Here is a 14,219-nt window from a genome sequence, read left to right on the forward strand (position 1 = left end):
TCCGTGACCGGACCCCGGATCGAGAACCGGCGTAACCGACTGTCCCGCGGGTACGCAGGGACAGCCGGCCCGCGTACCGAGGGGATCGAACATGACACAGTCGACGGCTCCGGCCGTTCCGGACGCCGCGCTGCTGGCGCGTTACCGGCGGACGGCCGACTATCTCGCCGCGGCGATGATCTTCCTGCGGGACAACACACTGCTGCGGGAGCCGCTGCGCCCGGAACATCTCAAGCCGCGCCTGCTGGGCCACTGGGGCACCTGTCCCGGTATCACCTACGTCTACGCGGGACTGAACCGGCTCGTCCGCCGGACCGGGCAGCGGACCCTGCTCGTCACCGGGCCGGGCCACGGCGCCCCGGCGATCCACGCGAACCTCTGGCTCGAGGGCACGCACGGCGACGTCGACCCCCGGCTCGGCCGCGACGGTGCCGGGCTGGCCGAGCTGGTCCGGCGGTTCTCGTGGCCGGGCGGGTTTCCTAGCCACCTCTCACCCGAGGTGCCGGGCGTGATCCACGAGGGTGGTGAGCTCGGCTACGCGCTGGCGACGGCGGCCGGGGCCGCGCTCGACGACCCGGACCTGTTGGTGGCCTGCGTCGTCGGCGACGGCGAGGCCGAGACCGGACCGACCGCCGGGTCCTGGCACGTCACCAAGTTCCTCGACCCGGCCACCAGCGGCACCGTGTTGCCGATCCTGCACCTCAACGGATACAAGATCGCCTCACCGACCATCTACGCCACCATGAGCGACGGCGAGCTCACCGACTATTTCGCCGGGGCCGGTTGGTCACCCCGCCTGCTGGACGTCACCGCGGTGGACGATCCGGACGCCGCGTTGGCGGAGGCACTGGACGCCGCCCGGACGGACGCGGCGGATCTCCGCGAGCGATGCCTGGCGGGGGACCGGCCCGACCGTCCGGTGTGGCCGATGCTGGTGGTCCGGAGCCCCAAAGGCTGGGGCGTGCCGGACACCGACGCGCACGGGGAGCCGCTCGGCGGCACCTTCCACGCCCACCAGGTGCCGCTCGAGGACGCCGCCGACGACCCCGACACGCTCGCCCTGCTGGAGCGCTGGCTGCGCTCGTACCGCCCGGACGAGTTGTTCGACGACAACGGCCGGCCGGACCCAGGGCTGCTGTCCGTGCCGCCGGAGGGCGGCCGGCGGTTGGGCAGCGTGCCGCAGGCCAACGGTGGGCTACTGCGCCGGGACCTGCCGCTGCCGCCGGTCGCGCCGGCGGCGGTCGAGGTGGGTGGGCCCGGCGAGACCTTCGCGAGCCCGACCGGCGCGCTGGCCGGATGGCTGACCGAGCTGTTCCGGGCCACCGCCGGCACGCGCGACTTTCGCATCATGTGCCCGGACGAGTTGGCGTCCAACAAGCTCGACGCCGTGCTGGCGGCGACCGGACGGGCCTACCAATGGCCCGTCCACGAGTACGCCGAGCACCTGGCCACCGACGGCCGGGTCATGGAGGTGCTGTCCGAGCACCTCTGCCAGGGCTGGCTGCAGGGTTACCTGCTGACGGGCCGGCACGGCCTGTTCCCCTGCTACGAGGCGTTCGTCTCGATCGTCGACGGGATGGTCAACCAGTACGCCAAGTTCCTCAAGATCTCTCGCGAGGTGCCGTGGCGGGCGCCGGTGGCCGCGCTGAACTACCTGCTGACCAGCGACGGCTGGCGCCAGGAACACAACGGCTACAGCCACCAGGGGCCCGGGTTCATCAACAACCTCCTGACCAAGAAGGCGTCCGTCGCCCGGATCTTCCTGCCGCCGGACGCCAACACGCTGCTGGTCACGATGCGCCGTTGCCTGACCTCGACAGCCGTGATCAATCTCGTCGTGGCCGGCAAGCAGGACGGTCCACAGTGGTTCGACATCGACACCGCGGAGGCGCACTGCCGCGCCGGCGCCGGCGTGCTCGACTGGGCGTCCACGTCGGACAGCCCACAGGTCGTGATCGCCTGCGCCGGAACGACTCCCACCACCGAGGCGGTGGCGGCGGCGTGGCTGCTGCGCCGGCACGCGCCCGAGCTTCGCGTACGCGTGGTCAACGTCGTCGACCTCATCGGCCTGGCGCCGCGGGACCGGCACCCGCGCGGGATGACGGAGGACGACTTCACCGGGCTGTTCGGCGCCGACGTGCCGGTGGTGTTCGCGTTCCACGGCTACCCGTCGGCCGTGCACGAGGTGCTCCACGGTCGCACCGACCCCAACCGGTTCCACGTGCACGGCTACCTCGAGGAGGGCACCACCACCACGCCGTACGACCTGCTAGCGGCCAACGCGATGACCCGGCACGACCTGGCGGCGCATGCCGTGTCGCTGGCCGACGGCTGGTCGTCGCGCGGTGGCGACATCGTCGACGACCTGAGCCGCGAGCGGGACCAGTGGGTGGCGCACGCCTATCGCACCGGCGCCGACCCGAGCGCGTTCACCGACTGGCGGTGGACGTCGTGACGGTGCTGACCGTCAACGCCGGCTCGCACAGCCTGCACCTGGTGTTCGTCGAGGGCGAGCGGCCCGGCGCGCGGCTCGACCGGTCGGACCCGCCCGGTTCCGGTGAGGCGGCGGACGCGGTTCGGGCGTTCGTCGCCGCGCACAACCGGCCCCGGGCCGTCGCACACCGGCTCGTGCACGGCGGCGCCGTGGTGACCCGGCCGGTCACCGTCGACGACGACCTGCGACACCGGCTCGACGCGGTGGCCGACCTCGCCCCGCTGCACGTGCCGCCGGCGTTGGCGCTGCTGGACCTCTTCCGGGACCTGCTGCCCGACGTCCCGCACGTGCTGTGCCCGGACACGGCCTTCCACGCCGACCTGCCTCCGCGGGCCGCGACCTTTCCGCTGCCGGCCGAGTGGCGGCGCCGGTTCGACCTGCGCCGCTACGGGTTCCACGGGCTGTCGTACGCGTACGCCACCCGGCGCGCCGCCGGGCTGCTCGGCCGCCCGGTCGACCAGCTCCACCTCGTGCTGGCCCACCTCGGCGGCGGTGACTCGGTCTGCGCGGTGCGCGCGGGCCGCAGCGTCGACACCTCGATGGGCCTGACGCCCCTGGACGGAGTGCCGATGAGCACCCGCTCCGGCGCGGTCGATCCCGGGATGCTGCTCTGGCTGCTCGACACCGGCCGGCTGACCCGCGACGAGCTCGCCGAGGGCCTCTACCGCTCGTCCGGGCTGCTCGGACTCTCCGACGGCCGCTCCGGCGACACCCGCGTTCTGGTGGCGGCGGCCCGCGACGGCGACGCCGACGCGGCCCTCGCCCTCGACGTCTACACCCATCGCGTGCGCCGGGAGATCGCCGCCGCCGCGACCTCGCTCGGCCGCCTCGACGCGCTGGTCTTCACCGGTGAGATCGGCTGGGACCAGCCGGAGGTACGCGCCGACATCTGCGCCGGCCTGCAGCTGCTCGGCGTCGCCGCGCCCACGATGGGCAACCGGCCGGACGACGGCCCGGTCAGTGCCCCGGACGCCGCGGTTGCCGTGCTGGTGATCCGCCCGCAGGAGGAGGTCCAGCTCGCCCGGGACACCGCGACCGCGCTCGCGGTGGACTGATCAGGTCGTCGAGGCCGCGTAGATGGCGGCGACGGACGCGTCGAGATTGCGGTCGAACTCCTCGTCGCTCTGCTTCCGTTCCAGACCCTCCGTGAAGGCCCGGGAGAAGCTGGCGATGAGGTCGTGGTTGCGGGCGAGCCGTTCGGTGGCCTCCGGCCGGGAGTAGCCGCCGGAGAGGGCCACCACGCGGGCCACCTTCGGATGCCGGACGAGGTCCAGATAGAGATCGTCCTGGGTCGGGATGGAGAGCTTGAGCATCACCTGCCGACCGTCGGGCACGCCGCCCAGGCGGTCCGCCACGCCCTGCTTGAGCAGGTCTTCGGCGCGCGCCTTGGCCGGGCTTTCGATGTCGACCTCCGGCTCGAGGATCGGCATCAGGCCGGCGTCGAGGATCTGACCGGCGTACGCGAACTGCTGGTCCAGCACGGCGGCGATGCCACCCGGGTCGGCCGCGCTGATGAACGACCGCATCTTGGTGCCGAAGACCTGCCGATCGGTCGCCCGTCGCAGGAGGGAGTCCAGCTTCGTGAACGGCTTCATCAGCCGCACGCCGTCGGCCTCGTCGGCGAGCCCCTCGTCGACCTTGACGAAGGGCACCACGTTCTTCCGCTCCCACAGGTAGTGCGGGGCAGGCAGGTCGGCGATGTCCCGGTCCATCGTCTGCTCGAACAGGATGGCCCCGATGATCCGGTCTCCGGTGAACGCGGGGGAGGTGATCAACCGGCTGCGGAACTCGTGCATCAGGTCGAACATCTGCTTCTCGCCCGAGTAGTCCGACTCGGGCACGCCGTAGAGGGCCAGCGCCTTCGGGGTGCTGCCGCCGCTCTGGTCGAGGGCGGCGATGAAGCCGGTTCCCCGTGCAACCTTGTCCAGCTGAGCCTGATTCATGGTCCCGTCTCCTCTGGGGCCCACCTACCCATCTCTCGGTGACCGAAACCTGAGGCCGCATGGAGTGCGTCGGGGACGCACTCCATGCGGCTCGGCTCAGCCGCGTTGACAGCTCACTGTGGAGGGTGGGGTGGCGTTGCCGTTGGCCAGCAGGCCGAAGGTGGTGGTGAGGTTCGGTGCCAGGGCGCCGTTCCAGGACGCGTTGCGGACCGTCACGGTGGTGCCCGACTGGGTGTGGGCGCCGCCCCAGAGCTGGGTGACCTGGGTGCCGGTCGGGTAGGTCCAGGTGACCGTCCAGGCGCTGGTCGGCGTGCTGCCCGTGTTGCGGACCGTCACCTCCGCCTGGAAGCCGCCCTGCCACGAGCCCGTCACCCGGTAGGCGGCCGAGCAGCCACCCGGGCCCGGCGACGCGGTCGGCGACGCGGTGGGCGTCGCGGTGGGCGTCGCGGTGGGCGAGGCCGTCGCCGTGGGCGTCGGCTCCGGGCCCGTCCGGTCCGCGACCAGGATGCCGCGGCCGTTCGTGCCCAGGTAGACCCGGCCGAACACCCGTGGGTCGCCGGTCAGGGCCTCGCCCGCGTTGCCGTACTGGTGCTGGTCGTCGTTGATCCGGACCCACGTCGCGCCGGTGTCGTCGGAACGGAACACGCCCCGGACGCCGTCGACGGTGCCGACCAGGAAGACCGCCGGGTACGCACGCCCCGGCGCCGCCTTGCCGAAGCCCACGTTGACCGCGCTCGACACCGACGCGAGACGGCCGAACGTGGCGCCGTTGTCCGTGGACCGGTAGAGGCCGTCCGAGCCGGCGACCCAGACGTCACCGCCGACCGTGCGCAGCTTCCCGTCGGACGGCAGGCCCGACGCGGCCGCCGCGAAGGTGCGGCCCCCGTCCGCGCTCGCGTAGACCCGGCCCGCCGCCAACCCGAAGAAGCGGGACGCCGCGCTCCGGCTGGCCTCGACCGTGGCGCCCGCAGGGATGCCCGACGCCGGGCTCCACGAGCTTCCGCGGCTCGTCGAGAAGTGCACGCCGGCGCCCTGCGGGCTCCAGACGACCGCGCTGGCGTCGGTCGACAGCGCGACCGTGCCGCCGCCCGTGACACCGCCCGGTTCCTGGCCCTGGTACCACGTGCGGCCGCCGTCCGTGGACACCCCGATCCGGTTCAGGTTCGGGTTGGCCGCCCGGTCGCCGTTGCCCACCCGGACCATCACCGCCGGGTTCGCCTCGGCGAAGTCCAGGCTCGTGTTGCTGCCCAGGTTGGGCGTGTCGTGGAACGACGCCGGCACCGCGGTCAGGTCGTCGTGCCGGAAGCCGCCGATGTCGCCCAGCGCGCTGACGAGCGGCGGTCCGGACGGCGGGCTGGCCAGGTCCAACACGGCGGTCTCCTCGAGCCCACGGGCCATCGGCCGGACCGTGAACGTGCCCGTCGCGCCGTCCCACGCGGTGAGGTCGGTGGTCGCGTACACCGTGGCGCCGGTGCCGTAGAGCATCCGGTCGGAGTCGAACGGGTCGATCTCCAGCGACTCCGTCATCCAACCGAGCTTGGGGGTCTGCTCGGGGGCCGACGGCGCGGTGTTGAAGTCGAGCCACGGGTTGGCGGAGATGTCCATCGTGTAGCGGTTGACCCGGTTGGGATAGCCGTTGTAGTCCCACACCCGGGACCACGTGGCGCCGCCGTCGCGGGTGCGGAAGAAGACGACGTCGGGCCACCACGAGATCTGCGTGGCGACGACCAGGGTGCCGGGGTTCTGTCGGTCGATCGTCAGTCCACTGTAGCCGAAATAGGCGTCGGCGCTCGTCGACGGAACCGGGCTGATCCGGGTCCACGCACCGGTCGACCGGGACAGCTTCCAGACGTCACCCTTGCCACCGTCGTACGGGCCGCCGGTGTCGCTGGTCGCGATGTAGAGGAACCCGCCGGCCGGGTCGACCACCGCCTTGTGCGCGAGATAACCCGTCGGCTGGTCCGGGATCCGTTGCCACGTCACGCCGGCGTCCGTGCTGCGGTAGACCGGGTTCTGCTTGTCGGCCACCCCGACGTAGATGGTGCGCGTCGGCGATCCGGTCGACCCCGTCGACGGGTCGAACTCGACCCACGTGACGCCCTGGTTGCCGGTGAGATAACCGTTGGGATCGGCGGGATCCTGCGTGTAGTTGCCGGCGTTGGGGAACGCGGTCACCCGCGACCAGGACACCCCGTAGTCGGTGCTGCGCCACAGGCCGTTGCCGCCCTCGGCGCCGTAGTAGAGGACCCGGCCGTCGTTGGGATCCACCGCCAGCCGCTCGCCCTGCCCCCGCCCGGGCATGTTGCCGCCGACCTTGAACGGCAGCTGGTACGCCGACCAGCTGTTGCCCCGGTCGGTGGAGCGCAGGATCGCCCCGTTGTTGGGGTCCCAGCTGTTGGTGTACATGCCGACGGCGGCGTACACCCGGTTGGTCTGCACCGGGTCGGCGGCGATGCTGAGCACGCCGTTCCAGCCCCAGCGGTCCCAACCGACCCAGTCGAGCAGAGGGATCCACGAGCCGGTCGACGGATTCCACCGGTACGCCCCGCCGATGTCCGTGCGGGCGTAGATGAGGTCGCGCTGGCCCGGGTTGAAGACGATGCCGGGCACGAACCCGCCGCCGTCGATCCGGACGTTGCGCCAGTTGTAGGTCTCGGCCGCGGCCGCGACCGGTTGCAGCGCCGGTCTCGGCGCGACGAAGGTCAGGGCGGCCGCCGCGGCCAGCACGGTCGCGGCGAGGGCGGCCGGCCCCCAAGAGCGGATCGATCGCATTGTTGCCTCTCGGTGTGCGTGCGCAGCGCACAGCGGAGGCCCACGACCGGCGCTGACGGGGGAACGGCGATCGGGCGGCGCACCTGCCCTGGCGCCGCACCCGGCCCGGCTCCCGCGCTCGGCCTCGCCGCCGAGGTTCACACGTGCGATCGGACCCTGTCAATGGTGCGGCCGGAGTGGTGTGATGGTCGGCATGTGCACGACGCAGGAGTGTCCATCACGGACGACCACGACGGCCGCCACCGTCACCCGGCGGGCGGCCCTGTTCGGCGGCGCGCTCGTCGCCGCCGGCGCGGCGCTGCCGACCGCGCCGGCCAGCGCACACGGCCGGCGCGGGCTGGCCGACCTGACCTATCCGCTGACCACCACGTTCCCGGCGTTCGCGCCGGGTGAGGAGGCGGCCCGGCGGACCTACGTGACCATCGAGGACAACGGCTACTACATGCAGGAGTGGACGGGGGAGGGCGGGCACGTGCTCTGACCTGCGTCAAAGGAGATCACGCCTCCTTCGCGGGGCGCACCTGGGGCACATCGCGTCGGAAAGCGTCGTCGATCGCCTGCCGCGACCGGTCCTCGTCGCTCGGCCACAGGTGGCTGTAGACATTCAGGGTCATCGCCGCGTTGGCGTGACCGAGCAGCTTCGCGACCGCCTTCGGTGACAGACCGGCCGCGATCAGGAGGCTCGCGTAGAAATGCCGCGTGTCGTGGTAGCCGGCGTCCGGCACCCCGGCGGCCACCCGGGCCGGTGCCCACACCTCGTCGTTGAAGCGGTTCCGCACCAGCGGGCGCCCCTTGGCGTCGCTGAACACGAACCGCGCCAGCCGATGCACCGGGCGCTTCCCGGTGGTGTCGAGCACCTCAACCTCGACCGGCGGGTACGCCTTCATGTGCGCGGCGAGCTCGGCCACCGCGACGTCGCCGAGCGGCACCGGCCGGTACGACGCTTTCGACTTCAGCGGGCAGACCACCACGCCGCCGCCGCGCTGCGGCTGTAGCTGCTGGTCGATCTTCACCGACTTGCGCAGGAAGTCGATTCGGTCGACCTCGACGGCGAACGCCTCGCCCTGCCGCGGGCCGGCCGCCGCGCCGAGCACGACCAGGCCGCGGTATCGCGGCTCGATCCGGTCGGCGAGCGCGTCGACCTGGTCGATGGTCAGCGGCACGATCTCGGCGTGCGTCAGCTCGGGCAGCTTCACGCCGAGCGTCGGGTCGACGCCGATCGCGCGGTCGCGCACGGCCGCGGCGAAGACGGCTCGCACCGTGCGCCACACCGACCGGGCAGTCGACGGCGCCAGCTCGAGGCCCGTCACGAACCCCTGTAGCTCGCTGAACCGCAGAGCCGCGACGGGCCGGCCGCCAAACGCCGGGTACGCATGGGTGTGCAGCTGCGACTTCACCCGGTCGCGGGTGTTGGGCCGATGCGGCTGGGCCACGCGCCACCGCTCGGCGTACGCCTGGAAGGTCTCCTTGCCGGCCTGCGGGTCGACGTACGCGCCGGTGTTCAGGCTGTGCTCGATCGACGCCCGGAACCGGTCCGCCTCGACTTTGCGCGCGAAGGCTCGCTTCCGCTGCCGGCCGGCCTCGTCGCGCCAGCGGACCTCCCACGGCTTCGGCCGGTCGTCGGTGCGTCTCTTGACGGTCGCCATGGCTCAGCCCGCCCGACCGCGCCGCGCGGGCGGCAAGTGGCCGCGTCGCCGAGCCTCAGCGATCCACCGGTGCACGGTCGGCACCGGCACGCCAGCCTCGTCGGCGAGCGCCGGTGCGACTGCCTTCGTGTTGGCCAGCTCGGCGACGTACCGCTCGGCGACCAACCGGTAGAACGCCTCCGGGTCGCTACCGTCGGGTCGACTCAGCTTCTGCTTCGGCGCCTCGTCGTCGAGCACCTCGGGCAGCTCACCGAACAGGAACTCAGCTGAGAACTTGTGGATGGCTACCGCGAGCGGGTCCTTCCGCGGGCTGTCGGACTCCATCCCGTTCAGCGTCGCCAGTGCCGCCGGAGTGTTGATCATCCGTTCTAGCCAGCCGATCGGGAACGACTTCAGGGTCGCCGACGTGACGCCGGGCGGCCACGGGTCGGTGAGCAACATGAGTCGGCTGATCAGCCGACGCCCGTCCTTTTCGACGGTGTGGGCGTAGGCGGCAGGTAGGCCGTCGATTCCGTCGACCCGGACCCATCCGTGCTTGCCGTAGGTCACCAAACGCATGGCGCACATCCTCCACCATGGCGGTTAACCGCGCAAGTAACGATTCTCTCGCGCTGACGTTGCGCTACTTGCTCGCTCATGATCGCTCGTGTTAGACCTATCGCATAAGCAGCGCGACTTACTCGGTGACGTCGCGCGGACCACCGCTTTCGGAGGGGAGCACGATGAGCGACAGACGACCGCTCGGCACGCCTGCGGAGGTCGCCGAATACCTGCGCAAGCCGGTCCGAACCTTGGAGCAGTGGCGGTACGTGGGCACCGGCCCGAAGTTCGTCAAGGCAGGTCGTGACGTGCGCTACCGATGGTCCGATGTAGACGCCTGGCTCGACCAGCAGACCGCGGCGGCCGCCTGAGATGACCAAGAACGCCGAACGCCGCCCCGGGGGTAACGGGGCGGCGCCAAAGACGGCCGGCGAGGACGTCGCGGTCAAGGTACCGCGACCGATCGAGCGCGTCGAGATTGACCGCTGCCCCCGCGGCACGTGGGGCGTCTACGCCTGGCGGCCGGCGGCGTCCTGATGGCCAAAGCACCAACCCACCAGGGGCCAACGTGGGCCCAGATCTTCCGTGACGCCGTGTGGGAGGCGGACCCGGACCAGCTGTCCTCCACAGAGGCGCTGGTGCTGCTCGCGTACGCCGACCACCTCAAGGGCGGCGACACCGCGTGGGTTGCTCAGTCGCGGCTGATCCAGCGGTGCAAGTTCGGGTCCAAGGGCACACCCTCCCGCGTCCTGGCCACCCTCGTGGCAAAGGGCTGGATGGAGCTGCTGAGCCCGGCGCAGTGGGCGAACAAGCAGTCGCCGCGATACCGCCTGCGGATCCCAACCGCCCCGATGAGCGGGGCGGTCGAGGCGGTCGAACCGCCCCGATCGGAGACGAAAGCGCCCCGATCGGAGACGAAAGCGCCCCGATCGGTGGCCCAAACCGCCCCGCTCATCGGGGCGAAGCTCCCCGCTGATGAGTACCGACCCTCTATAGAGGGACCCTCTAGACCCTCTATAGGGGAGAGCGCACCGCGCACGGCTACGCCGCGCGGCGCACTCCCCGAAGACGAAGACCCGTCGGACAGCGTCGAGCCGTTGGCGAACGCAAGGGAAGTGGCGCTCGCTCTCGCCGCGGCGGCGAAGCGCCGCGACGTGGTGATCAGCCGGTGGCCGACGAAACCGCCGGCCGACCCGAACCCGGACTACGACCGCGGCGTCGCCGCCCTGGCCGCGATCGCGGTAGCGGGGCAGTGGCAGCCCGCCGGAGACGAACCAACGGAGGAGCCATGAGCGACGCCGCCAACTTCGTGCCGACCGAGGACGAGATGCAGCAGCGTCTCCGCGCGGCCGTCGCGAAGACGCTGCGCCACCGGGCGGACCGCCGACGGCAGCGGGCCGACTTCGCCAGCGCCCGGGCCGTCGGCCTCACGCGGCGCCACGCCGACAAGCTCGCGAGGCGGCAGCCATGACCGCCGTCCCGCCCGTCAGTCGGTCCGAGGCGCCCGATCTCGTCGTGGCCGCCCTTCGGTATGCCGCCGCCGCGATGCGGCAGGACGGGGCGACGCTGGCCGCCATCACGTCGGAGTGGGGCGACCGGCTCGCGCAGCCGCTCGCGTCGTTGGTCGGCGCGCTGGCCACCACGGTCCACGGCGACGGCGCCGTCGACTACCTCGACCACCTGGCGCTGACCGCCGACGTCAACGCCGCCTGCCGGACGGACGAACCGTGAGCGACCGTACGCCGCCGTGCTGCGTCGACGACCCGCGCGGCCAGTGCCCGCAGCACCGCCAGGCCGCCAAGGTCGTCGGTCACGTCGGGCTGCGCACCCACGGCCCCGCATGGCGGCCGTCCGGCTACTCCCGCCGCGACGTCGCCGCAGGGGAGCGGGCCAACCAGGAAGCGGCCCAGCGACGCGCTGAGCGGGCCGACCGAGCGACACCACGCGGCACCCGCGGAACGAACCGCGGCCGCGGACCAACCGAAGGAGAGGCCATGTCCATCCGCCTGACCGATGCCCAGTACCGCGTGGCGCTCGGCGACGTCGACGGGCGCACGTTCACCGTCGTCGCCGCCCTCGTCAGCCTGCCCGTCATCGACGACAACGGCGTCGCCGCCTGGCGCGACTTCCACGCCGGTGACACCGCGACCCGGGTGCCCCGGATCTTCGCGGTCGCCGCCGTCAATGAGCGCGAGATCGAGGTGTCCCTGTGACGCTGCCCAACCCCGCCGAGCGGATCCGCTCCGTCCGCGACTTCATCCGCAACGAGACCGCCAAGCTGCCGCCCGTCGACCACAACGGGCACACGCTGCCCGTCGACGAGCCGCCGGCCGACGACGACGGCGCGGCGATTCTTGAGCCCGTCGAGCCCGCCGACGGCGCCGCCACGGTCCCCGCTGCCGAGCCGCAGCGACGCAACCCGGTGGCCGACCCGTCGCAGGGCGGCGCCGTCACGCCCACCGTCACGCCGTCACGCGAGCAGCAGATGGCCGACGCGAAGGCCCGCGGCGACGTCCGCGAGCAGCTCCGCTTGATCAACTCTGCCGCCGGCCAGCCCCGGCGGTTCCCCGGCATGCCGCCGTACGCCGCCTGAACCGAGAGGACCAACCACCGTGAGCACCACCACCAACTCCGCCAGCTACCTGCCCGCAGCACCGCCGCCCGGCACCCGCGTGCTGCCCGAACCGCCCAAGCTGCCCCGGACCACCGGCTGGTACACCGATCCGGAGAGCATCGAGGACGAAGGCGTGCGCGCCGCCGTCGCCCACGTCCACCAGCTCGCCGCCAACTACCAGGCCGCCAACCAGCACTACTCGCAGATCGGCGACAGCGCCCGCGACCGCGAAGCTGCGATCGCCGACCTCGAGCTGGCCCGCCAGGCCGCCGAAGCGGGCGGCGAGTTCGTCGACCCGGGCACGCCCACGCTCGACAAGCTGGCCGAGGACCGCGCCGCCGCCCACCGCCAGGCCCTCGCGACCGGCGACGTCTACGCCATCGCGCACGTCAAGCTGAGCACAGCCATCCGCAAGGGCGTCGGACTCACGGCCGCCGAGAAGTACCGCCAGCGGCGCGCCGCCGCCGCCAACGAGGCCGCGGCCATGCTCGAGCGGCTCGCCGAGCTCGGCGCCGAGGTCGACTGGTGCGACGCGTGGACGGCGTGGCTCGCCGCCCCGATCAACCAGCAGGCCGGCGATGGTCGGCTCTCCCGCGTGCCCGGCAGTCGTCGCACCCCCACCGCGGGCGCGGTGGGCGACGCCGTCGAGGCCATCCGCGCGCACCTCGGGCGCGGGCAGTAGACCCGTGGATGCCGCCGCCCGCGTCAACGTCACCGCTCTCTCGTCGGTACCGCCGAGCGCACACGAGGGCAGGGGAGCGATGGTCGCGAGCGCGTCCTTTCCGCGCGGAGACCGGCCAGCGCGGGCGGCGGCATCCACACCGCATCCCTTCCCCACCAACGAAAGGCGGCCCTGATGCCGACGAACACGTTCGTGCGCCGCGGTGGCGCATGGGTCCCGGTAGGCACGGTCACGCCCCTGCCCGGCCCGGACCCGGCCGACCTGCCGCCGCAGCCGTCGGACATCACCCACGGCATCCAGCTTCCCCGCACGTCGCTGGCCGCCCTCGACGTCATCGGCCCGCGCGGGACGCTGACGCCCTGGACGGCGTCGACGACGCTGTCCGGCACGCAGGTGATCGAGGGCCGCACCTTCAACAGCAACATCACGATCGCCGCCGGCGTCTGGGCCCGCCCGGTACGCGTTCGCCGAGCCGGCTACCGGTGGCGAGGCCTTCATTCCGCGCAACGGCAACATGTCCCGCTCGCGAGCGATCGCCGAGCGGGTCGTGGAGAACTGGCTCGGCGGCGCCGTTCAGTGGCGCGGCCAGGCCGGCACCGCGGCGTCTGCCGCGCCGGCAGCGAACGTGACGTACGACAACCGGCTGCAGGTCTACCCGCGCGAGGCGACGTTCAGCACGGCGCAGCTTCAGCGCGAGCAGCAACGCCAGGAGGTCCGGGCCCGGGTCGGAAGGGACAACTAGCGAGCGCACGACAACGGCCGGGCACCCCAGGGAGGTTGGGTGCCCGGCCGTTGCTGTGCCGAGAGGAAAGTCGGCGGCCCGCCGCGCACGGGTGCCAACCCAGGGCGCGCGGCGGGCCTGTCTAGATGGCCCGGTACACCGCGCCCAGGCCGCCGTGGTGGATCAGGCGCCGGATCGCGCAGCGGAAGGCCTGGCACCGCTCTGGGTCGTCGCTCGGGCAGACCAGGCAGGTGCCCTCGACGTGGACCCGCACCGTGTACCGGGCGGCCGCGACCTCGAAGGGGATCTCGATCTCGGTCACGGTGCTGAGTTGGAACACGCTCGCTCTCACGACTGACCGTCCAGCCACAGCGTGTAGATCGTGACGACCGCGGTGATCGCGATGATGACCAGGCCCGGCCAGTCCGCGCGGTGCAGCCGGCGCAGGAACTCGCGCAGCGGGCTCACCACCGGCCGCCGTTGCGTCGCACCTCGTCGAGCAGCCGCTCGCGTGCGGCGATCTGCTGGGCTTCCTCGCGCGCATCCAGCGCCGCGGCCGTGACGCGGGCGCGTTTGGCCGCGATTCTCGCCGCTCGCCGCCGCCAGGGTGTCAGCCACATCGGTAGCCTGAACATCGGGTCGACCTCCAACCGGTCGATCAAGGCCCCTCGTCGGCGTTCCTGCGCTGGCGTGGGGCCGTCCTACTTTGAGTAGTCGGACCTCCACAGGCTGGCATAGGGTTGAACAGCTATCAACCCCCCGGTTGACCCGTGTTCAACGGGTGCACCGAGAGGTTGACGGCTGTGG

Annotated in this window: 17 protein-coding genes; 11 read left to right on the top strand and 6 right to left on the bottom strand. The window is 72.3% G+C overall.

The annotated features are described in order from the left end of the window. The first annotated feature begins 91 nt into the window (after positions 1 to 91). Positions 92 to 2,455, top strand: a complete 2,364-nt coding sequence (locus O7635_RS27800) for a phosphoketolase family protein (protein ID WP_278083432.1) — start codon at positions 92 to 94, stop codon at positions 2,453 to 2,455. Then, positions 2,452 to 3,549, top strand: coding sequence for an acetate/propionate family kinase (locus O7635_RS27805; protein WP_278083433.1), 1,098 nt, complete (start codon positions 2,452 to 2,454; stop codon positions 3,547 to 3,549). The genes O7635_RS27800 and O7635_RS27805 overlap by 4 nt, the downstream gene beginning before the upstream one ends. Here the strand turns inward: O7635_RS27805 and O7635_RS27810 are convergent, their stop codons facing one another. Together O7635_RS27810 and O7635_RS27815 are read right to left on the bottom strand one after the other, a co-directional pair. Next, positions 3,550 to 4,437 (bottom strand): fructose bisphosphate aldolase, encoded by an 888-nt coding sequence (locus O7635_RS27810; RefSeq protein WP_278083434.1) that lies wholly within the window; start codon positions 4,435 to 4,437, stop codon positions 3,550 to 3,552. Between the two features lie 96 nt (positions 4,438 to 4,533). Continuing rightward, on the bottom strand, positions 4,534 to 7,209 hold the full coding sequence (locus O7635_RS27815) for a cellulose binding domain-containing protein (RefSeq protein WP_278083435.1): 2,676 nt from the start codon (positions 7,207 to 7,209) through the stop codon (positions 4,534 to 4,536). Positions 7,210 to 7,402: 193 nt separating this feature from the next. On the opposite strand from O7635_RS27815, the gene O7635_RS27820 reads away from it, so the two are divergent. Further along, on the top strand, positions 7,403 to 7,690 hold the full coding sequence (locus O7635_RS27820; protein ID WP_278083436.1) for a hypothetical protein: 288 nt from the start codon (positions 7,403 to 7,405) through the stop codon (positions 7,688 to 7,690). Between the two features lie 16 nt (positions 7,691 to 7,706). Here the strand turns inward: O7635_RS27820 and O7635_RS27825 are convergent, their stop codons facing one another. Next, complete coding sequence (locus tag O7635_RS27825; RefSeq protein ID WP_278083437.1) at positions 7,707 to 8,855, bottom strand: site-specific integrase; 1,149 nt, start codon at positions 8,853 to 8,855, stop codon at positions 7,707 to 7,709. A gap of 3 nt (positions 8,856 to 8,858) precedes the next feature. Further along, positions 8,859 to 9,413 (bottom strand): hypothetical protein, encoded by a 555-nt coding sequence (locus O7635_RS27830; RefSeq protein WP_278083438.1) that lies wholly within the window; start codon positions 9,411 to 9,413, stop codon positions 8,859 to 8,861. A 164-nt stretch (positions 9,414 to 9,577) separates the two neighbouring features. Between O7635_RS27830 and O7635_RS27835 the strand changes: the two genes are divergently transcribed. The 8 genes from O7635_RS27835 (at position 9,578) to O7635_RS27870 (ending at position 13,433) form a co-directional block, all read left to right on the top strand. Further along, on the top strand, positions 9,578 to 9,766 hold the full coding sequence (locus O7635_RS27835) for a helix-turn-helix domain-containing protein (RefSeq protein WP_278083439.1): 189 nt from the start codon (positions 9,578 to 9,580) through the stop codon (positions 9,764 to 9,766). Positions 9,767 to 9,931: 165 nt separating this feature from the next. Further along, a complete protein-coding gene (locus O7635_RS27840) occupies positions 9,932 to 10,687 on the top strand; it encodes a hypothetical protein (protein ID WP_278083440.1) in 756 nt (251 codons plus the stop codon). Then, positions 10,684 to 10,866 carry a hypothetical protein gene (locus O7635_RS27845; RefSeq protein WP_278083441.1) on the top strand — a complete coding sequence of 61 codons (183 nt, stop codon included), beginning with the start codon at positions 10,684 to 10,686 and terminating at the stop codon, positions 10,864 to 10,866. The genes O7635_RS27840 and O7635_RS27845 overlap by 4 nt, the downstream gene beginning before the upstream one ends. Then, entirely contained in the window at positions 10,863 to 11,126 is a 264-nt protein-coding gene (locus O7635_RS27850) for a hypothetical protein (protein ID WP_278083442.1), read from the top strand. Before O7635_RS27845 ends, O7635_RS27850 begins: the two co-directional genes overlap by 4 nt. Further along, positions 11,123 to 11,608: a hypothetical protein gene (locus O7635_RS27855; RefSeq protein ID WP_278083443.1), complete on the top strand. Its 486-nt coding sequence runs from the start codon at positions 11,123 to 11,125 to the stop codon at positions 11,606 to 11,608. The genes O7635_RS27850 and O7635_RS27855 overlap by 4 nt, the downstream gene beginning before the upstream one ends. Then, positions 11,605 to 11,988, top strand: coding sequence for a hypothetical protein (locus O7635_RS27860; protein WP_278083444.1), 384 nt, complete (start codon positions 11,605 to 11,607; stop codon positions 11,986 to 11,988). The genes O7635_RS27855 and O7635_RS27860 overlap by 4 nt, the downstream gene beginning before the upstream one ends. Positions 11,989 to 12,007: 19 nt before the next feature. Continuing rightward, the gene (locus O7635_RS27865) at positions 12,008 to 12,691 is read left to right on the top strand and encodes a hypothetical protein (protein WP_278083445.1); all 684 of its coding nucleotides are present in this window, start codon (positions 12,008 to 12,010) and stop codon (positions 12,689 to 12,691) included. A gap of 514 nt (positions 12,692 to 13,205) precedes the next feature. Continuing rightward, positions 13,206 to 13,433: a hypothetical protein gene (locus O7635_RS27870; protein ID WP_278083446.1), complete on the top strand. Its 228-nt coding sequence runs from the start codon at positions 13,206 to 13,208 to the stop codon at positions 13,431 to 13,433. A gap of 121 nt (positions 13,434 to 13,554) precedes the next feature. On the opposite strand, the gene O7635_RS27875 is transcribed toward O7635_RS27870, so the two are convergent. After that, positions 13,555 to 13,764, bottom strand: a complete 210-nt coding sequence (locus tag O7635_RS27875; protein ID WP_278083447.1) for a hypothetical protein — start codon at positions 13,762 to 13,764, stop codon at positions 13,555 to 13,557. 112 nt (positions 13,765 to 13,876) lie between these two features. After that, positions 13,877 to 14,074 (bottom strand): hypothetical protein, encoded by a 198-nt coding sequence (locus tag O7635_RS27880; protein ID WP_278083448.1) that lies wholly within the window; start codon positions 14,072 to 14,074, stop codon positions 13,877 to 13,879. Positions 14,075 to 14,219: the final 145 nt, after the last annotated feature.

Origin of the sequence: Asanoa sp. WMMD1127 (genome assembly GCF_029626225.1) — a bacterium.
In the GTDB taxonomy this organism is placed as follows: Bacteria; Actinomycetota; Actinomycetes; order Mycobacteriales; family Micromonosporaceae; genus Asanoa.